Origin of the sequence: Micromonospora sp. NPDC005203 (assembly GCF_042872705.1) — a bacterium.
Taxonomy (GTDB): domain Bacteria; phylum Actinomycetota; class Actinomycetes; order Mycobacteriales; family Micromonosporaceae; genus Micromonospora.
In genome coordinates this window covers 675,568-698,802 of record NZ_JBIAKV010000001.1, presented here as the reverse complement: position 1 = coordinate 698,802, position 23,235 = coordinate 675,568, and the positions used below count along the sequence as shown (strand labels likewise).

The window sequence follows — 23,235 nt, the reverse complement described above, 5'->3', positions numbered from 1 at the left end:
GCCAGTCCGCCGGTCTTCGCTGGGTTGACGGCGTTTTGATCTCGCTCGGCCCGGCCATCCTCATGATCACCGTTAGGGAGAGGTGGGAGGGGTGGCGGTCTACTACCGGGGGTAGGATTGCGGTGTGACTCGGTTGGGCGATCTTGAGCGTGCGGTGATGGACGTGTTGTGGGACGTGGTCCCCGGCACGTCGGATGGTGTGACCGTGCGCGAGGTCGCCGACGCGCTCGATGGCCGGGAGTTGGCGTACACGACGGTGATGACCGTGCTGGACCGGCTCGCCGGCAAGGGCATGGTGCAGCGCGAGCGCGAAGGTCGGGCCTGGCGGTACCGGCCAGCGGCCAGCCGCGAGGCGCACATCGCCCAACTCATGCTTGACGCCCTCGACCTGGGCGGCAGCCGGGACGCCGCGCTGGTGCGCTTCGCCCGCTCGGTCACCGGCACCGAGGCCGAGGTGCTGCGCGCAGCGCTGGTCAACGAGTCCGGCCCCACCGGGCCGGACACCACCGCCGGTGGCACGGGTGTCGCCGGACCAGACGGGTCGAGCCCGGCCGGGTCGGACGCCGAACTGACCGACCGGGTAAACGGGCCGGCGGGCCGGCGACCTGCCGGCGAGGCAGCGGAGCGGTAGGGCGAGCGCCATGGCCTACGCCGTGCACTTCGCCGCCACCATGCTGGCCTGCTATCTGACGGCTCAGGTGCTGGCCCGCTCCACCTGGACGTGGCGCAGCCCCCGGGTGGCGATCATCTGCTGGCAGGCCGTCGGATTGGCGCTCGGGCTCTCCGCGATGGGCCTGCCGATGGCGCTCGGGCTGAGCACGTACGACCTGCCGACCGGAAGCGCACTGCTCGCCCTCGCCAACGACCTCGGACACGGCACCCTGCCAGCCGGGATGAGCACCTTCCACCTTGCCGGCGTCGGGGTGGGCTTCGGCATCGGTGCGGTGCTGGTCACCACCACCGCGCGCAGCATCCACGGCACCGTACGCGCCCAGCGCCGGCACCGGGACCTGCTCTCCCTGGTCGCCCGGGACGATCCAGCCGCGCCCGGCGCGCTGGTGTTGGACCATCCGAGTGCCGCCGCGTACTGCCTGCCCGGGGTCAAGCCGCAGGTGGTGGTCAGCGCCGGCACGCTGGACCTGCTGGATCGGGCCGAGTTGGCCGCGGTGCTCAGCCACGAGCGCGCGCACGCCCACGAGCGGCACGACCTGGTGCTGCTGCCGTTCACCGCGCTGTGCCGCGCGTTGCCGTGGTTCGCCTGGGTCCGCGACGCGCACGAGCGGGTCGCCCTCCTGGTCGAGATGCGGGCCGACGACAAGGCCCGCGAGCTGCACGCCGAGGCGCCGTTGGCGGGAGCGCTGCGCCGGTTCGCCGCCGCTGGTCACCGGATCACCCCGACGGGCGCGCTGGGCATGGGCGACCGCGATCTTGACGTACGCGTCCAGCGTCTCCTGGTCAGCGACCGGCCACCCCGGGTGCTCGGCGCCACCGCGCTCGCGGTCGCCACCACTCTGGTCGCCCTCCCGATCACTCTCTTCCTGAGCTGACCCCAGGCCCCACGCACCCCGACCCGAAGATCGCGCCGATCTTGCACTTTCTGTCGCCGATTTAAGCGTTAATGCAGCCTAATGTCGGGGCAGAAAGTGCAAGATCGCAATGCAGGCTTGGGTTGACGAACCAGTCATTGCGCCTGACGGCGGACGGCGGTGTCCGGGATGTAGTGGCATCCATGGCCGTTGGGACCACTGCGTCCGGGCGCGATTTTGTGGGGTTGAGCGCGAGTGTGCGCGGGCCAGCCCGCCCGACGGGCGCTGAAAGCGCGGCTCTGCCCGGCCAGCACGCCCACGCCCCGCCTGCGCGACCTTGCCGGCCGCACACCTACTACACGGTGTCGTAGACTTGCCTACGACACCGTGTAGTAGTCAGACATGTAGAGAAACTACGTGTAGGGTGGCTACGACAAGGGAACCAACACTACGGAGAGCCGGCCATGGACACCCTGCTCCTCGCCCGCCTGCAGTTCGCCACCACCACTTCGATCCACTTCCTGTTCGTGGTCGTCACGCTCGGGCTGGTCACCCTGCTGGTCGGGATGCAGACCGCCTGGGTGCTCACCGGCAACCCGAAGTGGGAGCGGCTGACCCGTTACTGGGGCCAGCTCTACGTGATCAATTACGTGCTCGGCATCGCCACCGGCATCGTGATGGAGTTTCAGTTCGGGCTGAACTGGAGTGGCCTGTCGCGCTACGTCGGCAACGTCTTCGGCGCGCCGCTGGCCATCGAGACGCTTGTGGCGTTCTTCCTGGAGTCCACGTTCCTCGGGATGTGGATCTTCGGCTGGCACCGGCTCCGCAAGGGTGTCCACCTCGCCCTGCTGTGGGGCGTGGCGATCACGGCGTACGCGTCGGCCTTCTGGATCATGGTGGCGAACTCCTGGTTGCAGAACCCGGTCGGCTACGAGGTACGCGACGGGATCGCCCACCTCACCGACTTCGGCGCGCTCCTCACCAACCCCACCCTCGGCATGGCGTTCGGGCACGTGGTGTCGGCCGCGTTACTGATCGGCGGGATGCTGATGGCGGCGGTCAGCGCGTGGCACCTGATCCGGCGTACCCCGGACTTCGCGCTCTTCCGCACGTCGCTGCGGATCGGCCTGGTCACCTCGGCGTTGGCGATCAGCCTGGTGCAGGGCTTCGGTTTCGCCCAGTTCGGTCCGGTCGGCAGCGCGCAGCCGACCAAGTTCGGCGGCAACGGGCCGGAGGCCCAGGCGCAGATCACCGAGTGGACCGCCCGGTTCGGCCCCGGCGACTACACCCCACCGGTGCTGGCCAGCGTCGGGCTGGGCTTCATGATCCTGACCGGACTCACGCTCGGCTGTCTCTGGTTGCTGCTGCCCCTGCTCTTCCGCGACTGGATCGTCCGGCTGCGCTTCCCGCTCTGGCTGATCCTGCTGGCCCTGCCGCTGCCGTTCGTCGCGGTGATCCTCGGCTGGATCTCCCGGGAGGTGGGCCGGCAGCCCTGGGTGGCGTACGGGCTGCTCCCCACCGAGCAGGCAGTCTCCCCGGTCGGCGCCCCGGTGATGCTGGCCTCGCTCGTCGCTTTCAGCCTGCTGCTGGGGGCCCTCGCCGTCACCAACTGGGTGTTGCTCGCCAGGTACGCGAAACGCGGCGCGGTCGACCCGGCGCTCGGCCGCCCGCCGCTGCCGCCCGGCGAGCCGGCCTGTCCCGAACCCGCACTCGTCTGAGGATCGCAAGGAGAAGACCGTGGACCTCGCCTGGTACGCCCTGCTCGGCCTCTTCTTCGCCAGCTATCTGGTGCTCGCCGGCTACGACTACGGCGTCGGACTGCTGCTCGCGCGAGGCGGAAGCCCGGCCGGGCGGCGGGCCTCGCTCACCGCGCTCGGCCCGTTCTTCCTCGGCAACGAGGTGTGGCTGGTGGCCGCCGTCGGCATCCTGTTCGGCGCGTTTCCGGTACTGGAGGGTGAACTGCTCGCCGGCTGCTATCCGGCCGTCGCCGGCGCTCTGGTCGGCGTCATCCTGGTCACCGCCGGGGTGCAACTGCGCAGCCGGCACGCCGACGAGCGGATCCGCGCCCGCTGGGACCGCATCGTGACGATCGGCAGCGCACTCGCCGCGCTGGGCTGGGGTGTGGTGCTCGCCGCGCTGCTCCAGGGCGTACCCCGTCAGGCCGACGGGCACGTCGCCGGGGTCTCGCACCTCGCCACCCCGTTCGCGGCCGCCGCCGGGCTGGCGATGGTCGCCCTGGTCGCCCTGCACGGTGCGACCTTCCTCAACCTGCGACTGCCGGCCGCCGAGGCCGCCGTGCTCGACCGCACGGCCCGCCGGCTGGTGCCGGTGGCACTCAGCGCGGTCGCGCTGGCCACCGTCGTGGGCCTGCTCTCCGCCCGGGTACGCGACGCGGTCCAGCGGCCGACGCTGGCCGTACTCCTGCCGGTGCTCCTCGTGGCGGCGCTGCTGGCGGCCCGCGCGGCGCTGGCGCGGCGGCGGCCGGGATGGGCTCTGGTCGCCACCGGCGCGGCCCTGGCGCTGCCGGTGGTGCTGGTCGGCGCCGCCCTCTGGCCCTACGTGCTGGTGTCCACGACCGACCCGGGCGCCTCGCTGACGGTGGCCGACGCGGCCGCCAGCGCACCGACACTGCGGCTGCTGGGCTGGGTGGCGCTGCCGCTACTTCCGGCTCTACTAGGCTTCCAGGCGATGTGCTGGTGGGTTTTTCGAGGACGGACCGACGGTAGGGCACCGGTGTACTGGTGAGCCGCCGTCCGTTCGACCCGCGTCTGCTGCGCCGGGTCCCCGCGGCCCGGCGCGATCTTGCTGTGCTCGCGCTGCTGGGTGTGGTCGCCGCCGGGTTGATCGTGGCGCAGGCCACCGCGCTCGCGTCGGTGCTGGCCACCGCCATCGACGGTCGGCTGGATCGGCAGGCGTTGGCCGGCTTCGTGATCGCGGTCGCGGCCCGCTCGGCGCTGGTCTGGGCCCAGGGCACGGTCTCGTCGCGGGTCGCCGCCACGGTCAAGGCCGCGCTGCGGGCCGACCTGCTCGGCGCGGTGGGCCGGCACGGCCCCGGCTGGGTGGCCGGGCAGCGGGCCGGTGAGATCGCCACCCTGGCCGGGCGCGGGTTGGACGCGCTGGACGCCTACTTCACCGGGTACCTGCCGCAGCTGGTGCTCAGTGTGACGGTGCCGCTGGCGGTGCTGGCCCGGGTCGTCTTCGCCGACTGGAGTTCGGCGGTGATCATCGCGCTGACCCTGCCGCTGATCCCGGTCTTCGGCGCACTGCTCGGCTGGCAGGCGCAGGCCGCCACCGAACGGCAGTGGCGGCGGCTGTCCCTGCTCGGCGGCCACTTCCTGGACATGGTCGCCGGGCTGCCCACGTTGCGCGCGTTCGGGCGCGCCCGGGCACAGACCGACGTCGTGCGCCGGATGGCCGACGGGCACCGCGTCGCCACCATGAAGACGCTGCGGATCGCGTTCCTCTCCGCGCTGGTGCTGGAGCTGGTCGCCACCCTCTCGGTGGCACTTGTCGCGGTGCCGGTCGGCATCCGGTTGCTCGGCGGCGGGTTGGCCCTACAGACCGCGCTGCTGGTGCTGCTGCTCACCCCGGAGGCGTACCTGCCGTTGCGGTCCGCCGGCAGCCGCTTCCACGCCAGCATGGAGGGGCTCGCCGCGCTGGACGAGGCGCTGACCATCTCGGCCGCGCCCGCCGCGCCCCGCGCCGCCGAGGGCGCCACCACTCCCGACGCCCGGCGTGAGATCCGGTTCGAGGGGGTGACCGTGGCGTACGAGCGGACCACCGCGCTGCGGGACGTGACCCTGACCATCCGGCCCGGCGAACGGATCGCCATCATCGGACCCAGCGGTGCCGGCAAGAGCACGCTGCTCGGTCTGCTGCTCGGCTTCGTGACCCCGACCAGCGGTCGGGTCACCGTGGACGGGGTCGACCTCGCCACCGCCGACCCGGACGCCTGGCGTCGGCAGCTCGCCTGGGTACCGCAGCGGGCACATCTCTTCGCCGCCTCGCTGGCCGACAACATCCGGCTCGGCGCACCGGACACCCCACCCGACATCCTGGCCGCGGCGGTGCGCGATGCCGCCCTGGACGACGTGGTGACCGGCCTGCCAGACGGCCTGGACACCCTGCTCGGCGAACGCGGCCACGGACTGTCCAGCGGGCAACGGCAGCGGGTCGCCCTGGCGCGGGCCTTCCTGCGCGCCGCACCTGTGGTGCTGCTCGACGAACCCACCGCCCGGCTGGACACGGCCGCCGAGGCGGTGGTGCTCGACGCCACCCGCCGTCTGGTCGCCGGGCGGACCGCGCTGCTTGTCGCACACCGACCGGCGCTGCTCGCCGACGCCGACCGGATCCTGCGCGTCGAGGACGGCCAGGTCACCGAGTTGACACCCGAGCCGACCGGAAAGGCGCCCCGATGAGCGCGGCACCCGGGCCGGACCCGGCAGACACGACGCCGGCCACCGCCGCGCCGGGCGGACAGGGCAACACCGCCGCAGCGGACAGACAGGCCAACGCCGCCGCAGCGGGCGGGCTGGTCGCCGCCGCCGCAGCGGGCGGGCTGGTCGCCGCCGAGCGGGCCGTACTGCGACTGGCCCGGCCCTACCTGGGCCGCCTGGTCGGCGCCGGGCTGCTCGCGGCGGCCACCGAGTTCGCCGGGCTGGCCCTGATGGCCACGGCCACCTGGCTGTTGATGAGCGCCGCCGGTCAACCCCCGCTGGACCGGCTCACCGTGGCGATCGTCGCGGTCCGGGCGCTGGCGATCAGTCGGGGCGTGCTGCGTTACACCGAGCGGCTCGCCGGGCACGACGCGGTACTCCGCATGATCACCGACGTCCGGGCCCAGGTCTTCGCCACCCTCGCGGCCCGCCGCAGCGCCGTACACCGCTCGGGAGACGTGCTGAGCCGGCTCGTCTCCGACGTCGAGGCAGTCCAGGACCTGCTGCTGCGGGTGTTGGTCCCGGGCTCGGCGGCGGCCCTGGTCGGTGTGCTGGCGGTCGCCGGGGCCGCGTTGATCTCGCCCTCGGCCGCCGGAGCGCTCGCCGTCGGCCTGCTGATCGCCGGCGTGGCGCTGCCCGCACTGGCCACCGCGGTCACCCGCCGCAGCGCTGCCGAGGTCGCCCCGCTGCGCGGCGCACTGGCCACCGACGCGATCGACCTCACCCACGGCGCTGCCGACCTGGCCGCGTTCGGGGCCACCGACGGTGCGCTGCACGTCGCCGAGGAGCGCGCCGGTCGGCTGGCCCGACTGGAACGACGGCTGGCCGCCACCGGGTTCGCCGTGGACGCGGCCGGGGTGCTGACCGCCGGGTTGACCGCCGCGGCGGTGGTGCTGGCCGCGCTGGCCGCCGACGTACCCGGGGTGCTGGTGGGCGTCCTCGCCGTCGGCGCGCTGGCCGCCGTCGAGGTGACCCTGGCGCTGGTCGCGGCGGCACGACAGTGGACACAGCTGCGGCCCGCCCTGGCCCGGGTGGCCACTCTGCTCGACGCCGACCCGCCGACCCGACCGGCCACCGATGGCAGCACCGACCTGACCGGTCCATTCGAGCTGCGCTTCGACGACGTGACCGTGCGGTACCGGGCCGGCGCGGCAGCCGCCCTGGACGGCGTCAACCTGGACCTGCCGGCCGGGCGGAGGATCGCGGTGGTCGGCCCGAGCGGCGCCGGCAAGAGCACCCTGGCCGCCGTACTGACCGGCACCGTCCGGCCGGTGTCCGGCCGGGTCACGCTGAACGGTCGGGACCTGTCGGCGTACGCCGAGGAGGCTCTGCCCCGCGCGGTCGGCGGGCTGCTCGCCGAGGCGTACGTCTTTCATGCCACGGTGCGGGAGAACCTGCTGCTCGGGCGGGCCGGGGCCGGCGAGGAGGAGTTGACCGCGGCCACCGCGGCGGCCGGCCTGCTCGAGTGGGTACGCGCCCAGCCGGCGGGGTGGGAAACGCTCGTCGGCGAGGAGGGCGGGCAGCTCTCCGGCGGCCAGCGGCAGCGGCTGGCGCTGGCTCGGGCGCTGCTTGCGGCGCCGCCGGTGCTGGTACTCGACGAGCCCACCGAGGGGCTGGACCCGTCCGCCGCGGACACGGTGCTCGCCTCCGCACTCACCGCCACCCCCGCCGGGCACTCGGTGCTGCTGATCACCCACCGGCTCAGCGGGCTCGCCGAGCTGGACGAGATCGTCGTCCTCGACAGCGGCCGGGTGATCCAGCGCGGTCGGCACGCCGAGCTGGTCGCCACCGACGGCTGGTACCGGGACCAGTGGCTGCTCCAGGCGGCGGCCGAACGGGGTTATCTGGCGCTCACGCCCTGACCGGGGTTCGGGGACGGACCAGGGTTCTCCCCGACGTCGGGGCTCCGGAGTCCGTGGCAGGGTGGTGGCATGCCGCGCTGTGAGGATGTGTCTGTCGACGAGCACCTGCGGGATCTGGCCGCCCGGTTGCAGGGGCCGGCGCGACTCAAGTCCGACCTGCTGACCGAGGCCCGGCACGGGCTGTTGGACGCCGTCGAGGCGTACGAGGAGAGCGGTGTGCCGCCCACGGAGGCACAGCGCCGCGCGGTGGTCGAGTTCGGCTCACCGGCGCAACTGCTCCCCTCCTGGCAGGCCGAGCTGGCGGTGGGCGCGCTGCGGGGCCTCTCGCTGCGGATGCTGGCCGTCGCCGGGGTGGGGGTGGCCGCCGGCGATCTGACCTGGCGTGGGGCGAGCTGGAGCGACGGCCCTCGCCCGCCGGCCGGTTACCTGCTGCTCTCCAACTCGGTCGACTGGATCTGGATGAGCACGCTGCTGCTCTCGGTGGCCGGTCTGCTGGTGGTCGCGGCGAGCGCCCGCTCGACACGGCCGGGCCTGCTCGTGGCGCAGCGCGCGGTGGGCGCCGGCCTGACCGGCCTGCTGGCGCTCGCCATGGTGGCCGGCTGCGCCCTCTTCACCTGGTCCCTCAGCCTATGGGAGGCGGCACTGAGCTGGCCACCCATGATCATCGGCGCGGTGTTGGTGGGCGCTGCGTACTTCTCGCTGACCCGCGCGACGCGCGGCTGGCTGCTGGCCGTCGCCCGCTGACCCGCGCCGCCTGCTCCACCCCGCACGCTGGCCATGCCGGCCTGCGCCGGCCGCGCCCCTCGCCCGCGTCGGGCACGGCCCGGCCGGTCGACGCCAGTTCGACGGCCCGTTCTCGCCCGTGTCTGGCACGGCCCGGCCGGCCGACGCGCCAAGTCGACGGACCGGGTCAGGCCGGGGTGACGGGTGGGCCGCCGGGATCGAGGAACCGGCCGACGGTCAGCTGGAACTCGTGCCAACCGGCGCGCTCTCCGGCCAGCGCGCGCCGGCCGGAGTCGGTGAGCTGGTACGTCCGCCGTTCCCGACCGTTGACGGTGCTCCAGGTGCTCGCCACGTGCCCCGCGCGTTCCAGGCGACGCAGGGCGGGATAGATCGTGCCGGTGGGCAGATCCAGGCTGCCGTCACTGCGCTCACGCAGCGCCTCGATGATGGCGTAGCCGTGCTGCTCGCCCTGCTCCAGCACGGCGAGCAGCAGAGCGTCGAGATGGCCGTGCAACGACTGGGCCTTCATGCGTAGCTACGCTACTTGTCGATCGGCCCGTTCGCCAGCGCCAGCCGCCAGCAGGTCGAAAGCGTGCGCCAGCCGGCCACCGGGGTGCGGGCATCGGTCACCCAGGGCCGCCGACTAGGGTATGTGCCCAGAGTCACTCGTCGGACAGAGACCCCGGCGGGTGGGCAACCCGAAGCACACGGAGGTCAGCGTGGCCCGCCAGTCGCCCCAACGGCCCGACGCCGACGAGCCCGAGCTCGACGACACCACCAGCGCGGCCGAGCCAGATGAGGCCGAGGAGACCGACCGCCCGTCGGCTTCGGTCGACCGGTCGCTCTGGGACGAGCTGCGCATCGATCCGGTGGAGATCGCCCTGCCCGCCGGCACCGGCTTCACGCTGCGGGCGTACCGGCCGGCCAGCTCGCTGACCCCGACCGACGTGACCGAACGCGACCAGGACGACCCGTTCCTGGCCCGCCGCCAGGTCGTCGAGGAGGAGGACGACGAGACCGTCGTCATCCTCGACGAGGACCTGGCCGACGAGTTCGCCGACAGCGACGAGGACGAGTCGACGCGACGCGACGCCACCACGGCCAAGGCCGAGGACGAGGCGGAAGAGGCCGACGCGGACGAGGCCGACGACGAGGACGACGAGGAGGTGCCGGTCTTCCTCAGCAACCGGGGCAAGCTGCTGCTGTTCAAGACCCCCGAGTCGTTGGTCAGTTTCATCCGGTCCGGCGCTCCCAACGATCTGTCCCAACTGGACAGCTGGAATGAATTGGCCGAACGGGTGGAGCCGGCCGACGTCGCTCCACTCGACGAGGACACCTACGAACTCGACCTGGTCGTGGAGAACCTGCGCGGCGGTCACGACGCCTGGGATTCGACCCTGCTGATCGAGGCCGGCGAGATCGCACGTGACATCTCGTACGCATTACGGCTGCCTGCGGTCCTGGACATGCTCTCCGCCGGTTCCAGCCTCGACGACCTGGACGAGGCGCTGCGGGCCACCGCCAACGGTGGGATCGGCGCGTTCATGGGTCGGCGGCGGCTGAAGAAGGTCGGCGCGCAGACCGCGAGTTTGGGTTGGCGCACCATTGTCGGCAAGATCTCTGCGGTGGTGGACTGGCGCGACTGACCCGTACCGGGGAGCATCAGTTGCTGGCAGAGGAAAGACCTGTCCCGGGAGGAGGACGACGCCGTGGCGCTCGTGCGCGTTTACTGCGGTCTGGCCTCGGCGGATCCGGCTGACCGACCGGCCTCCGCCGGTTCGACGCTGACGTCCGCTGTGGTCGACGACGCAGGCCGTCTGCTGCATGTCCGCGAGATCAGCGACGACGCCGCTGGCTACGCCCAGCTCGTCGCGCTGCTCGTGGAGCGGTCAGGCGGGCCGAGCGGTGCGGCCATCGCCGCCGACAGCGACGACCACACGGTCACCTCGCTGCTGAGCGCGGCGGGTCGACCTTTGGCCATCGCCGACGACGACTCGGTGGACGACTTCGCCGAGCGGTTCGCCGATGACGACTCGTTGGAGGAGATGCAGTCGCCTCCGGCCGAACGACGGGCCGTCGGCCTGGCCCGCGCGTTGCAGGCGGGCGCGCTCTCCGCGGTCACCCTGCCGGCACCCCGGGACCTCGCCGGCTACAAGCAGGTGCTCGCCGCGCACGCCGCCCTGGCCAGCGGTCGCCACTCCGCCGCCGTGGCGCTGCGTGAGGTGCTGCGTGAGCTCTACCCGGCTGCCCTGCGGGCGTACCCGGATCCGGCGGAGCCGGTCTCGCTGGCGGTGCTGGACGCGCTGCCCGAGCCGGGCATGCTCGGCGGCACCGTCGCCCGTGGCCGCGAGGTGTCGGTCGCGGCGGATGCGATCGCCGCGCACCTCGCCGCCGACGGGGTGGCCGACGCCGAGGAGATCAACGAGGCGGTCACCGCACTGCGGGTCGCCATCTCCGAGACGCCGCGCCGCGCCGCGGTCAACCGGGCGCTCACGTCCGCGGTGGCCGAGACGGTCCGCCAAGCCGTCGCCGCCGTGCGGGCCTGTGACGCGGGCTGTGAGGCGCTGGTGAGCGCGCTCGGCTCCCGGGTCAGCACGCCCGCCCAGGCGCCTGGGCGCCGTGCCGCTGCCCGTCGGGGCGAGTCGGTCGGCGAGTTGACCGGCCTGGCCGGCAACAACGTGGGGCTTACCGGCCTGGCCGGCACCGGCGCCGGTCTGCGGTCGGTCCGACCCACCCCGGCCGCGGTCGAGCCCGCGCCCGCCGTCGGGCGGCGCAGCCGACCCGAGCCGATGCCCGGTAACGCACCGCTGGCGTCCCCCCGTCCACTCGGGCCGCCGCCGGTCGCCCCACCGCCGGTCACGCCTCCGCCGGTGGCACCCGCACCGTTGGCACCGGCAGCGATGGCCGGTTTGCCGACGCCCACGCTGCCCGGGCGCACCGAGCAGAGTTCCAACCGGATCGACGGTCCGACCAACCGACCGGTCTCGTCTCCGCCTCCCCCGCCGCCCGGGATCACCCCGATCGCACCCGCGCAGCGGGGCCTGGTGCCCCCGGCAGAGGCCGGTGAGCCGTTCCGGCCGACGCTGACCACCGCCGCGATCAACCACGCGCGCGCGGAACGGCAGCGTACGGTCATCCCACCCCGTCCGAAGACCAACGGCGAGCCCCGGCCGAGCCACCTGCAGCGCCCGGTCGACGACCCGCCGACCGGCGGGTTCAGCGTCACCGATCTCAGCATTCCGGTGCCGACGCCCCGGCCTGGTCAGGAGTCGGCACCGCCCGGCTCCCGCGCCAACTGGCCGCTCGTCAACAACCCGGAGGACCCGGCCGACAGTTCGCCGAAGAACCCGGCGGCCTACTCCTACGGCGGCGGCCGAGGCATCGACGCTGCCACCGACCCGGGTCGCGCCGACGGTCGGGTCACCCCGCCCTGGTTGGCGGACGACCTGCCTCAGGAGCCCCCCATGCTGCGGCTGGTGGAGCCACCGCCGCTCGCTGACCGGGCGCTGCGTGAGGGGCTCAACCCGCCGGCGGACCCGCACCTGGAGACGCCGCCGCTGCGGTTGGTCGACCGGGAGCAGGCTGCCCGCAACAGCCGGGCAGCCGCACGACCCACCGAACACCGGCCACCACCCCCGATGGAGCACCGGCCACCACCGCTGGAGCACCGACCTCCACCGCTGGAGCACCGGCCACCGCCGGTCGAGCACCGGCCGCCACCGGTCGCCGACGAGGGCGACGGCGACCTGCTGATCTTCGCGCAGGCCAAGTCGGCCTGGTTCGTGGGGCAGGCCGAGGAGACCGACCTGGACTGGTCGACGATGGCCGACACCGGGTGGCAGGCCGCCGAGCAGGCAGCTCGCCCCGCGGTGGGTGCCGAGACCAATGCCGGGCTGCCCAAGCGCGTGCCACAGGCCAACCTGGTCCCTGGGTCCCCGCTGCGCGAGGAGCGCCCATTGCGGATAGTGCGTGATGCGGCAAGCCTCGCGGAGAACACCACGGGCTACTTCCGCGGTTGGCGTCGAGGGCAGGAGATCGGCGGTTTCGCGGTAGGCGGTCGGCCGGGCCGCGAGGCAGCCGGCGGCTGGGACTTCAGCCGCGACCACGGCGACCGTGACGACGACCGGGAGTACGAGTACCGCTCCGCCGGCTACCAGTCCTGACCGTCAGCACTCTTCCACCACACGAATCGCGCCCCCAGTCGGTCGACTGGGGGCGCGGTCGTGTCAGCGTGACGGGCCGGTGGACACGAAGACGCCGCCCCTCAGAGACCGCGGCAGAGACACGCCCCGAAGCGAGGCGGACATCTTCCAGATCTCAGGAGGGCGGCGTGTGGTGCCCCCCGGCACGAGCAGCACGACGGGCAGGGCGAAACGCCCGGTGGCGGCCGGAGCCACCACCGGGCCTGCGGTGCCCGATCAGGCCGGGGCCACCGCGCGCGTACGGCGCATGGTGAGCACGTACTCGACGAGCGAGATGAGCACGTGCTTCGTCGACTCCCGGTTACGGGCGTCGCACGCCACCACCGGCACGTCGCTCGAGATCGCCAAGGCGTCCCGAACGTCCTGCGGGTCGTGGTACTGCATCCCGTCGAAGCAGTTGATCGCCACCAGGTACGGGAGGCGTCGGTGCTCGAAGAAGTCGATCGCCGCGAAGCAGTCGGCCAGCCGGCGAGTGTCCACCAGCACGACCGCACCGATGGCACCCCGGACCAGTTCGTCCCACATGAACCAGAACCGGGTCTGACCCGGCGTACCGAACAGGTACAGAATCAGGTCACGGTCGATCGAGATCCGGCCGAAGTCCATAGCCACCGTGGTCGTCGTCTTACCCGGCACCTGCCGGGTGTCGTCGACGCCCACGCCGGCGGAGGTCATGATGGCCTCGGTGGTCAGCGGCGTGATCTCCGAGACCGAGCCGACCAGCGTCGTCTTGCCGACGCCGAATCCACCGGCGATAACGATCTTCGCCGACGTCACGCGCCCACTCGGGTTCGGTGGGCGGTGCGACATGTCAGAGCCTGCGAAGTCCACTCAGCACCCTCTCCAGCAGTTCAGTGCCCACCGCGTCGTCCGAGTCGTCCAAAATGGTCGGCTCGTGGACCGCGACCAGGCCGTCCGTCGCCATGTCGGCGATGAGCACCCGGGCCACACCGAGCGGGAGCTGCATCCGCGCCGCGATCTCCGCGAGCGATTGCACACGACCGTCACACAGCGCGGCGATGTACTGGTGTTCGCGGCCACCACCGTTGCCATTGGCAGCGGTGCGGCCGCGCACCGTCGTCTCGACGAGCGCCTCCAGCGCGATGTCGAGCCGGGGACGGGTACGACCACGGGTCACGGCGTATGGACGGACCAACGCTCCGGTCGGTTCGTCACGATCGGCCATCTCGCCGCTCACCTCCTTCGTACCCGATTCCGGCTCCCACCGGTGAAACCCGTCGTTGTCGTCGTTGCAGTCGTGCCGACCTCACGATCGGCGAGGCGTCAGCCCAGCATGCCCGCAGCCGCCCGCGGCTGCGGGGTCAGCGCGTCGCCCACCCGGTCGACGAGCAGCGCCATCTCGTAGCCGACCTGGCCCACGTCGGAGCTACGGGCGGCCAGCACGGCGAAGGACGATCCGTCCGAGATGGACATCAAGAACAGGAAGCCATTGTCCATCTCCACGACGGTCTGCAACACCGCCCCTCCCTCGAAGCAGCGGGCTGCACCCTGGGTCAGGCTGACCAGACCCGATGAGATCGCGGCAAGCTGATCCGCCCGGTCGCGCGGCAGATCCCGTGACGACGCGAGGAGTAGGCCGTCCGCCGAGACGGCGACCGCATGCGCGACGCCGGGCACCCGGTCGGCGAAGTTGGCCAGTAGCCAACCAAGATCCTGCGTAGTTGTCATCCTTCTTGCTCCTTCTGCCCGCTCCCGGCCACCGGGCCTGAGCCAGACTGCGAGGATTGCCCTCCCGGAGTCGCCTCCGGGCTGGTCGGGTTGTCCGAGGTGCTACGCCCTCGCTGCACGCCCCGGTGGTAGGCGGAGAGCAGTCCACGGACCGCCTCCGGGGAACGGCGCTGGACCGAGGTGGCGGGCTTCTCCACCGCACCCGGCACGAGCTGCGCCATCGGCTTGCGCTTCGGCAGGCCGGTAGTGGTGGTCTCGCTCACCGGCACCGCGCCGGCCGCTGCCGAGGCGGCACGCCAGCCATCGTCAGCTGCGGTCTGCCAGCCGTTGCTCTGCGGTTGGGGCCGGCGGTTCGGCAGGCTCTCGGCGAGGCTGGGGCGGGTGCCCTCGCTCGCTGTGGAGCCGTTGTCCCGCGGCGCTGCTCCGGCCATCGGAGTGTCTGCCATCGGTGTGTTACCTGTCGTCCCGGGTGGTGTCTTGTGGACTGTCCGACCGGTGGCCTCGACCGTGGCGAACTGCTGGGTCGCGGTGTCGCCGTTCGTGCTGGGCTGGGCACCAGCCGCGGACTCCTCCGAGCCCGGACGACGGGTACGGAACCAGGCCGACTCCAGCTCCCGGAAGATCGGCAGCTCCATCGTCTCGTCCGCGTACCGCTGCCGGTTCTGCGCCTGCGGTTGCTGCGGCGCCGGCCGGGTCTGCGGTGCCGGAGCCGGAGCGGGCGCCGGTACCGGCGGCTGGGCTGCGGCGGCCGGCTGCTCGCCGGGTCGCGGCACCCGCGGCAGCTCCGTCGTCATGTCCAGAGCGGCGGCGAACCGCTCGGGCACCGGCGGCGTCACCGCGTCCCGGTCGCCGCCCGGAACCGGCGGCCAGGCCGGCGGTGCGGGGGCGCTGGGCGCCTGCGCCGGTGGCGCGGATCGGGGTGCGAACCCGCTGAACGACTGGCTGGAGGCGGGTGGCACCGAGAACGGCTGACCCGGGTACGGCTGACCGGAGGCCGGCGATGCCGACACCGGTGACGCCGACACCGGCGGACCGCCGTACGGCTGACCGGAGGCCGGGGCGGCGGACACCGGCGGACCGCCGTACGGCGCGCCCGAGTACGGCTGTCCGGAGTACGGCTGCCCGGAGTACGGCTGGCCCGAGGCCGGCGAGGCGGAGACCGGCGCGCCGGGGTAGGGCTGGGCCGAGACCGGCGGCGCCGAGTACGGGTGCGTCTCGGGGCTGCTCGGCAACTGCCGGGGAATTGACGGCTGCTGGCCGGTGGACGGGGTGTCGTCCCCGGAGCGGCGCTGCGGCAGCGGATCGATCGGCTGGCCGTTGGTTGACCGCGGGGTGAACCCGTCGCCGGCCGGCCGCGGGGTGAACCCGTCGCCGCCGTTCGTCCCGGCCGCACCGGTCAGATCCGACCAGGCCGGCATCGAACCGTACGCACCGGTGTTGGCGGGGACGCCGGCACCGTTTCGCGACGCGGGCTCGAACGGGCGACCGCCGAGGGTGACCTGGTTGCCGGACTCGCTGGAGCGCGGGTGGTTGCCCAGTGCGGGCAGCGCGCCGAAGACCGGTGCCGGCCCACCGTGCTGGGGGCCGCCAGCCGCAGGCAGAGCCGGCGGCTGCTGCACCCGGCCGGAGAGCGCCCGGGGCACCAGAACCGAGGTGGGCAGGGTCACGTCGGCGACCGTGCCGCGGTCGGAGCCGGGGCGCAGTTCGACCCGGACACCGTGCCGGGACGCCAGCCGGGCGACCACGACGAGGCCCATCATCCGGGACACCGCCACGTCCACCTGCGGCGGCGTCGCGAGCCGCTCATTGAGGTCCTGCAACTGCTCGGCGCTGATGCCGATGCCGCGGTCCTCGACGTAGAGGGAGGAACGGTCGCCGACCCGGCGGGCCTCGACCATCACCTGCGAGTCGGGCGGCGAGAACGCGGTGGCGTTGTCGAACAGCTCGGCGACGAGGTGCACCAGGTCGTTGACCGCGTGCGCGGCGACCTCGATGTCGCGGTCAATGACACCGAACTCGATGCGGGTGTAGTGCTCGACCTCGGACTGCGCGGCGCGCAGCACGTCGATGAGCGCGGCCGGCTCCCGCTGGACGCGGGTGGAGTCGGCGCCGGCGAGCACCAGCAGGTTTTCGTCGTTGCGGCGCATCCGGGTGGCGAGGTGGTCGAGCTGGAACAGCTCCGCCAGCCGGTCCGGGTCCTCCTCGCCGCGCTCCAGCCGGTCGAGGTGCCCGATGAGGCGGTCGACGAGGATCTGTGAACGGCGGGCCAGGTTGACGAACATGGTCGCGACGGAGGCGCGCAGCGCGGCCTGCTCGGCGGCCGTGCGGACGGCTTCCAGGTGGACCGCGTTGAACGCCTCGGTCACCTGGCCGAACTCGTCCTTGCTGCGGACCGGCAGCGGCTCGGCGATCTGGTTGGCCAGCTGCACCGGGGAGAGTTGGCCGACGACCTGCGGGTCGCGCAGTCGGGCCACTGCCTGGGGCAGGCCGTACTGGGCGACGGACAGGGCACCCTGCCGCAGCTCACGCAGCGAGCGGGCCATCGAGCGGGCGACCAGGTACGCGAAGAGGATGGCCAGTAGCAGCATGCTGAGCAGCAGGCCGGTCTCCACGAACACCTGGCGCTGGACGTCGGAGCGGAGGGTGTCGGCCTCGGTGACCACTTCGCCGTCGAGCTTGCTCTCGACAGCGCGGATCAGCTTGGCGTTGGCCGTCATGGCGGCCTCCCACTGGTCCGGTCCGAACGGCGCACCGCGCATGTCGCCGGTGGTGTTGCCGTCGATCCAGCCCGTGTAGTTCTGGGCCTCCCGACGGTCGCCGCCCGCGACCGTCTGGTCGTGGAACTTCGCGTCCTCCGGGGTGGCGACGGCCTTGAAGCTCTGCAGCGCCTGCTGCTGGCCGGTGCCACTGGCGATGTAGTCGGTGCGCAGCGCGGGGGTCAGTCGCTGACCACCCTTGACGCCCAGCGCGCGGTGCACCACGACCCGGCGTGCGGCGAGGAACTCCTTCTCCCGGGCGACCGCCGCGGCGGCGCGCATCCGGTCGCTCAGGTCGTTGTCGCCGGCGAGTTGCGTGGCCGAGTCACGGATGGCGAGCAGGTCACTGATCAGACCCTCGTACGCCTGGACGGTCTCGGTGAGCGCGAGTTTGCCGTTGAACACCTGACTGCGGACGCCGGACAGGTCCTGGAGGTTCTGGTCGATGCTGTCGAGCAGCGTCTCGAGGCTGGCCGGCAGGTCCTCGACCTCGGCGCGTTGCTGCCGGTAGGGGCCAGCTTCCTGGTCCACCCGGGAGTTCACCCGGTTGTAGGCCTCCTGGTACTGCGCCGTCGGCTGCGTTCCGTCGGCAGCCAGCAGCAGCACGGCGGCGGTCCGCTCATCCTGCAAAGCGTCGACCAGGTCACCTGAATAACTCGACAGGTTGGCCAGGTCGCCAGCTCGGTTGGCATTGTTGAGCGTCTCCACGTGGTCGACAAGACCACTGGTGCCCACCACGACCGTGGCGATGGTCGGCACGATCATGATGAGACCGAGCTTGGACCAGATCGGCATGTCCCGGAGCCGGCTGGCCGGCCGGCGCAGCCGCGACAGGAAGGAGCCCGCCGTCTTTGGCCGTTTGCTCACGTCACCGCCCTCGCGATTACAGCTTGAACGCGTTGCCTCCGGGCAACGCCCAGCGACCGACCCGGCGGGTCGGACCCCCGAGATTCCATCACGCCCGTCGACAAGAAGAAAGCCCAGGTTGTCACCTACCGAAGGTGTGATGAGATGTTGATGCGATTTGATAGCAGTCCGTCTGGCCGGAGTAACTGAAGGTAATGGAACATCCGCACCGCGTTGTCCTGCTCGCCGGCCCTTCGGGGTCCGGAAAGTCGTACATAGCGCAGCAAACCGGCTTACCGGTGCTCTGCTTGGACGACTTCTACAAAGACGGCGATGACCCTACGTTGCCACGACAAAACGACCAGGTGGATTGGGAATCACCACAGTCCTGGGATGCCCCCAGTGCGGTGGAAACCATTGCTCGACTAGCTCGCGAGGGTCGAGCCGATGTGCCGGTTTATGCGATCGGCGCAGATCGACGGGTGGCCACCCGGTCATTTGATCTCGCCGGATCGCCACTTTTCGTGGCCGAAGGGATCTTCGCGGCCGAGATTGTCGAGGAGTGCCGACGCCGAGGGCTGCTCGCCGGGGCGTACGCGCTGCGCCGGCCGCGCGGTGCGACCTTCCTGCGCCGGCTGGCCCGCGACCTGTCCGAGCAGCGCAAGGCGCCTGGGGTGCTGGTCCGACGCGGTGTGGCGCTGCTGCGGGCCGAGCCCGCGGTGCTGCGTCGGCAGACCGGGTTGGGTGCGGAGGCGGCCCGTGCCCGGGAGGTGCTGCGTCGGGTGGCCGGCCTGCTCGCTGGCCACCCGCACGGCTGAGCGGGATCAGGCCAGCAGTTCGGCGTACGCCGGCTTGATCACCTCATCGATGATCCGTAGTCGCTCGTCGAACGGGATGAACGCGCTCTTCATCGCGTTGATGGTGAACCACTGCAACTCCTTCCAGCCGTAGCCGAACGTCTCCACCAGCAGCGACATCTCCCGCGACATCGAGGTGCCGCTCATCAGCCGGTTGTCGGTGTTGACGGTGGCCCGGAACCGCAGGTCCCGCAGCAGGCCGATCGGGTGGTCGGCGATCGAGGCCACCGCACCGGTCTGTACGTTCGACGAGGGGCACAGCTCCAGCGGGATCCGCTTGTCCCGGACGTACGCGGCCAGCCGGCCGAGCGAGCCGTCGGGGGCGATGTCGTCGACGATCCGGACCCCGTGGCCGAGCCGGTCCGCCCCGCACCACTGGATCGCCTGCCAGATCGACGGCAGACCGAACGCCTCGCCGGCGTGGATGGTGAAGTGGAAATTCTCCCGTTGCAGGTATTCGAAGGCGTCGAGGTGCCGGGTGGGTGGGAAGCCCGCCTCGGCGCCGGCGATGTCGAAGCCGACCACCCCGGCGTCCCGGTGCCGCACGGCCAACTCCGCGATCTCCTGCGAGCGGGCCGCGTGGCGCATCGCGGTGAGCAGTGTGCCCACCCGGATGGTCAGGCCCGCCTCGACGGCCTGGGCGGTGCCCTCGGCGAACCCGGCGAGCACCGCCTCGACGACCTCGTCCAGGGTCAGATCCTGCTCCAGGTGCTGCTCCGGGGCGAAGCGCACCTCGGCGTAGACCACCCCGTCGGCGGCCAGGTCCAGTGCGCACTCGCGGGCGACCCGACGCAGCGCGGTCGGGGTCTGCATGACCGCCACGGTGTGCGCGAACGTCTCGAGATAGCGCTCAAGGGACCCCGAGTTGGCGGCGTCCGCGAACCAGCGTCCGAGCGCCTCTGGATCGGTGGTGGGCAGCTCGTGGCCAACCTCCGCGGCCAGGTCGACGATCGTCGCCGGCCGCAGCCCGCCGTCCAGGTGGTCGTGCAGCAGCGCCTTCGGAACCTTAACAATGTCCTCGTACCGGATAGTTGCGACCATCCTCAGACCCTAGCCAGCGAGGGATCTGACCGGGTGGAGGAGGTCGCTTCAGGTCCCGACGGGCGCGGGTCGGTACCGGTGACCGAAAGATAGGCTGAGCGGCATGGGAGCACCACGGTGAGGGTCCGCCCGCGACGCGGCCCGGCGGCCTGACGTGGACCCCCGCATCCTCGACCGGCTGCGCTGCCCGGTCTGCGGCGACCCGCTGGGGCAGGCCACCGACACGAGGGCACTGCGCTGCCCGCGCCGGCACAGCTTCGACATCGCGCGCCAGGGCTACGTCAACCTCCTCACCGGTCGGACCCCGCACGTCGGTGACACCTCCGAGATGGTCGCGGCCCGTGCCGATTTCCAGGCTGCCGGGCACTACGACGTCATCTCGGCCGCCCTCGCCGCCGCCGCGACGGAGGCCCTCGCCCGGCTCCGCGCCTCGGCCGCGACGCCCACGGCAGCTACCCCACCCACCCTTTGCTCTGCTTCAACCGACGCAACGATTTCCGGACCGAACCATCGCGCGGAGGTAAGCAGAGCAAAGGACACGACGACAGGGGTACGGGTCGAACCGCCGGAGCCCGACGTCGGGGCGTACCCCCTGGTGGTGGATGCCGGCGCCGGTACGGGCCACTACCTCGACGCGGTGCTGGCGGCGCTGCCGGACGCCGTGGGTCTGGCCCTGGACGTGTCCAAGCCGGCGCTGCGCCGCGCGGCCCGCGCGCACCCCCGGGCCGCCGCGGCGCTGGCCGACACCTGGCAGCGGCTGCCGCTCGCGGACGCCTCGACCGCCGTGCTGCTGAACGTCTTCGCCCCGCGTAACGGCCCGGAGTTCCACCGGGTGCTCGACCCGGCCGGCACCCTGCTGGTGGTCACACCCGACCGCGACCACCTCAGCGAGTTGGTGGGTGCCCTGGGCCTGCTGCGGGTGGACCCGGACAAGGCCGACCGGGTGACCGGCAGCCTGGGCGGGCACTTCACCACGGTCAGCTCGGCGGTGCACCGGGCGGAGTTGACCCTGACCCGGCCGGAGGTCACCACCGTGGTGGGGATGGGTCCGAACGCGTGGCACACCGACCCGGAAGCGCTCGCCGCCCGGTTGGCCGCGCAGCCCGAGCCGGTCCGGGTGACCGTGGCGGTGCGGGTGGACGCGTACCGGCCTCGCTGAGCTCAGGTGGAGAGGTCGACCTCTTCCCAGCCGGGCGGTTCGTCGTGGTACGGCCCGCGCAGGATCACCGCCCACTCCAACGCCCAGCGGCGCTGCCCGATCGCGTTCGCGTCGATCAGGCCCGGCGCCCGCAGACCACCGCGCTCGGTCTCCAGGTACGCCCAATCGAGGCAGTAGTGCAGGTCGAGCAGGGCGGCCGCGTCGGCCGGGTGCTGTGGCGCGGTGAGGATCCGGGACCGCCAGTGCGGGAACGTCTCTCCCTCGGCGATGTGCGGCAACCGCTCGACCAGTCGCTCGTCGACAGCGAGCGTCGGGTCGAGCTGCTTGCTCAACCCGAGGACCCAGGCCAGGGCGAAGAGCGCGTCGTGGTGCAGCACGAAGGAGCGGTGGTCGCCCTTTCCGCCCATCACGAACTGCCACTCCGGGGGTGTGACCATCTCGACCAGGTGCGAGCCGAGCAGCCAGCTCATCGCCGCCTCCGGGGGCATCCCGAAGCAGCGCGCCAGGATCAGGTGCAGCACGGCGATCCGCGCCTCGATCTCCACAGTGGGGCGCAGGTCGATCTCGTCACCCGGCTCCCAGACCAGCGGGAACTGGGCCGGCGGCAACGGCAGACCGAGCCGGGACAGCTCGTCCAGGCTCGCCTCGCGCACCTCGCGTGGGTCGGGAGCGGCAACGGTCACGGCGGGTCTTCCTGTCTGCTCGCGCCGGCTCAAGGCCGGTTGTCCCCCCTTGGCCTGCGACAATAGCGCTCCCGGACGACCGGCACCATGGCACCCCGACCCCCGGTCCGGTCAGCCGATGCGCTCGATGACCAGCGGCGTCGCGGCCGGGGCGGTCGACGCGATCCGTACCGCGTTCGCGGCCTCGGCCAGCGCCGCCGGAATCCGCTTCGGGTCCTCGGCGCGCAGCTCGTAGAGGGGGTCACCGGCCCGTACCGGGTCACCCGGCCGCTTGTGCAACACCACACCGGCCGGCACGCTGACCGGGTCCTCCTTGCGCGCCCGACCCGCGCCGAGCCGCCACGCCGCAACCCCCATGGCGTACGCGTCGACGGCGGCGACGTGTCCGTCCCGTTCGGCCCGGACCACCTCGACCTCGTTGGCGGTCGGCATCGGCGCGTCCGGGTCGCCGCCCTGCGCTCGGATCATCGCCCGCCAGGAGTCCATCGCCCGGCCGTCCCGCAACGCGGCCGCCGGGTCGGCGTCGGGCAGGCCGGCCGCGTCGAGCATCTCCCGGGCCAGGGCGAGGGTCAGCTCCACCACGTCGGCGGGTCCACCACCGGCCAGCACCTCGACCGACTCGGTCACCTCCACCGCGTTACCGATCGCCAGACCGAGCGGGGTGGACATATCGGTGAGCAGGGCGATAGTTCGCACGCCGTGCGCGCCACCCAACTCGACCATCGTGCGGGCCAGTTCGCGGGCCTGGTCGACGGACTTCATGAAGGCACCCGAGCCGACCTTGACGTCGAGGACCAACGCGCCGGTGCCCTCGGCGATCTTCTTGCTCATGATCGAGCTGGCGATCAGCGGGATCGCCTCCACGGTGCCGGTCACGTCGCGCAGCGCGTACAGCTTGCGGTCGGCGGGGGCGAGCCCCGCGCCGGCCGCGCAGATCACCGCGCCGACCTCGTCGAGCTGGGCGATGAACTCGTCGTTGCTCACCGTGGCCCGCCAGCCCGGGATGGACTCCAACTTGTCGAGCGTGCCGCCGGTGTGCCCGAGCCCTCGGCCGCTCAGCTGCGGCACGGCCGCGCCACAAGCCGCCACCAACGGGGTGAGCGGCAGCGTGATCTTGTCGCCCACGCCGCCGGTCGAGTGCTTGTCGACAGTCGGCCGGCGTACCGCCGACAGGTCCAGCCGCTCACCGCTGGCGATCATCGCGGCGGTCCACCGGGCGATCTCCGGGGCAGTCATGCCGTTGAGCAGGATCGCCATCGCCAGCGCCGACATCTGCTCGTCGGCGACGACCCCCCGGGTGTACGCGTCGACCACCCAGTCGATCTGCGCGTCCGACAGCACCCCGCCATCCCGCTTGACCCGAATAACGTCAACAGCAGCAAAACTCATCAGAAGATCTTCCTAGTCCTTGGGTGAAACCGACGCACGGCCTTGCCGACGCGGGGCGGGGGCCGA

The 23,235-nt window shown here is 72.4% G+C and carries 19 protein-coding genes; 11 read left to right on the top strand and 8 right to left on the bottom strand.

Going from position 1 to position 23,235, the window contains the following annotated elements; all coding sequences use genetic code 11:
* The first annotated feature begins 124 nt into the window (after positions 1-124).
* The 7 genes from ACFYPM_RS03450 to ACFYPM_RS03420 all read left to right on the top strand — a co-directional run bounded on the left by ACFYPM_RS03450 (position 125) and on the right by ACFYPM_RS03420 (position 8,568).
* Positions 125-631 carry a BlaI/MecI/CopY family transcriptional regulator gene (locus tag ACFYPM_RS03450; RefSeq protein ID WP_387190810.1) on the top strand — a complete coding sequence of 169 codons (507 nt, stop codon included), beginning with the start codon at positions 125-127 and terminating at the stop codon, positions 629-631.
* A 10-nt stretch (positions 632-641) separates the two neighbouring features.
* Positions 642-1,547, top strand: coding sequence for a M56 family metallopeptidase (locus ACFYPM_RS03445; RefSeq protein WP_387190808.1), 906 nt, complete (start codon positions 642-644; stop codon positions 1,545-1,547).
* 443 nt (positions 1,548-1,990) lie between these two features.
* The gene (locus tag ACFYPM_RS03440) at positions 1,991-3,244 is read left to right on the top strand and encodes a cytochrome ubiquinol oxidase subunit I (RefSeq protein ID WP_387190807.1); all 1,254 of its coding nucleotides are present in this window, start codon (positions 1,991-1,993) and stop codon (positions 3,242-3,244) included.
* A 19-nt stretch (positions 3,245-3,263) separates the two neighbouring features.
* Positions 3,264-4,271 (top strand): cytochrome d ubiquinol oxidase subunit II, encoded by a 1,008-nt coding sequence (locus ACFYPM_RS03435; RefSeq protein ID WP_387190805.1) that lies wholly within the window; start codon positions 3,264-3,266, stop codon positions 4,269-4,271.
* A complete protein-coding gene (cydD, locus tag ACFYPM_RS03430; RefSeq protein ID WP_387190803.1) occupies positions 4,268-5,944 on the top strand; it encodes a thiol reductant ABC exporter subunit CydD in 1,677 nt (558 codons plus the stop codon). Before ACFYPM_RS03435 ends, cydD begins: the two co-directional genes overlap by 4 nt.
* Positions 5,941-7,824: a thiol reductant ABC exporter subunit CydC gene (cydC, locus tag ACFYPM_RS03425; protein WP_387190801.1), complete on the top strand. Its 1,884-nt coding sequence runs from the start codon at positions 5,941-5,943 to the stop codon at positions 7,822-7,824. Before cydD ends, cydC begins: the two co-directional genes overlap by 4 nt.
* Positions 7,825-7,893: 69 nt before the next feature.
* Positions 7,894-8,568: a permease prefix domain 1-containing protein gene (locus tag ACFYPM_RS03420; RefSeq protein WP_387190799.1), complete on the top strand. Its 675-nt coding sequence runs from the start codon at positions 7,894-7,896 to the stop codon at positions 8,566-8,568.
* 166 nt (positions 8,569-8,734) lie between these two features.
* Here ACFYPM_RS03420 and ACFYPM_RS03415 read toward each other — a convergent pair whose 3' ends face one another.
* A complete protein-coding gene (locus ACFYPM_RS03415) occupies positions 8,735-9,076 on the bottom strand; it encodes a helix-turn-helix transcriptional regulator (RefSeq protein WP_357241455.1) in 342 nt (113 codons plus the stop codon).
* A gap of 160 nt (positions 9,077-9,236) precedes the next feature.
* Here ACFYPM_RS03415 and ACFYPM_RS03410 point away from each other — a divergent pair, with 160 nt between their 5' ends.
* Both ACFYPM_RS03410 and ACFYPM_RS03405 read left to right on the top strand, forming a co-directional pair.
* Positions 9,237-10,193: a DNA primase gene (locus tag ACFYPM_RS03410; RefSeq protein WP_387190797.1), complete on the top strand. Its 957-nt coding sequence runs from the start codon at positions 9,237-9,239 to the stop codon at positions 10,191-10,193.
* Between the two features lie 39 nt (positions 10,194-10,232).
* Entirely contained in the window at positions 10,233-12,710 is a 2,478-nt protein-coding gene (locus ACFYPM_RS03405; RefSeq protein ID WP_387191450.1) for a transposase, read from the top strand.
* Positions 12,711-12,965: 255 nt separating this feature from the next.
* Here ACFYPM_RS03405 and ACFYPM_RS03400 read toward each other — a convergent pair whose 3' ends face one another.
* The 4 genes from ACFYPM_RS03400 to ACFYPM_RS03385 form a co-directional block, all read right to left on the bottom strand.
* Positions 12,966-13,559 (bottom strand): ATP/GTP-binding protein, encoded by a 594-nt coding sequence (locus ACFYPM_RS03400; RefSeq protein WP_007455465.1) that lies wholly within the window; start codon positions 13,557-13,559, stop codon positions 12,966-12,968.
* A gap of 1 nt (position 13,560) precedes the next feature.
* Positions 13,561-13,935: a DUF742 domain-containing protein gene (locus tag ACFYPM_RS03395; protein ID WP_124820399.1), complete on the bottom strand. Its 375-nt coding sequence runs from the start codon at positions 13,933-13,935 to the stop codon at positions 13,561-13,563.
* A 98-nt stretch (positions 13,936-14,033) separates the two neighbouring features.
* Positions 14,034-14,438, bottom strand: a complete 405-nt coding sequence (locus ACFYPM_RS03390) for a roadblock/LC7 domain-containing protein (protein WP_030329023.1) — start codon at positions 14,436-14,438, stop codon at positions 14,034-14,036.
* The gene (locus tag ACFYPM_RS03385) at positions 14,435-18,061 is read right to left on the bottom strand and encodes a nitrate- and nitrite sensing domain-containing protein (protein WP_387190795.1); all 3,627 of its coding nucleotides are present in this window, start codon (positions 18,059-18,061) and stop codon (positions 14,435-14,437) included. The genes ACFYPM_RS03390 and ACFYPM_RS03385 overlap by 4 nt, the downstream gene beginning before the upstream one ends.
* A gap of 503 nt (positions 18,062-18,564) precedes the next feature.
* On the opposite strand from ACFYPM_RS03385, the gene ACFYPM_RS03380 reads away from it, so the two are divergent.
* Positions 18,565-18,858: a hypothetical protein gene (locus ACFYPM_RS03380; RefSeq protein WP_357241446.1), complete on the top strand. Its 294-nt coding sequence runs from the start codon at positions 18,565-18,567 to the stop codon at positions 18,856-18,858.
* A 6-nt stretch (positions 18,859-18,864) separates the two neighbouring features.
* Here the strand turns inward: ACFYPM_RS03380 and ACFYPM_RS03375 are convergent, their stop codons facing one another.
* Positions 18,865-19,938, bottom strand: coding sequence for an adenosine deaminase (locus ACFYPM_RS03375; RefSeq protein ID WP_387190793.1), 1,074 nt, complete (start codon positions 19,936-19,938; stop codon positions 18,865-18,867).
* A gap of 154 nt (positions 19,939-20,092) precedes the next feature.
* On the opposite strand from ACFYPM_RS03375, the gene ACFYPM_RS03370 reads away from it, so the two are divergent.
* Complete coding sequence (locus ACFYPM_RS03370; protein WP_387190790.1) at positions 20,093-21,097, top strand: putative RNA methyltransferase; 1,005 nt, start codon at positions 20,093-20,095, stop codon at positions 21,095-21,097.
* Positions 21,098-21,099: 2 nt separating this feature from the next.
* Here the strand turns inward: ACFYPM_RS03370 and ACFYPM_RS03365 are convergent, their stop codons facing one another.
* The gene (locus tag ACFYPM_RS03365) at positions 21,100-21,780 is read right to left on the bottom strand and encodes a DUF4272 domain-containing protein (RefSeq protein WP_357241437.1); all 681 of its coding nucleotides are present in this window, start codon (positions 21,778-21,780) and stop codon (positions 21,100-21,102) included.
* Between the two features lie 111 nt (positions 21,781-21,891).
* Positions 21,892-23,172 (bottom strand): thymidine phosphorylase, encoded by a 1,281-nt coding sequence (locus ACFYPM_RS03360; protein WP_387191448.1) that lies wholly within the window; start codon positions 23,170-23,172, stop codon positions 21,892-21,894.
* Positions 23,173-23,235 lie beyond the last annotated feature (63 nt).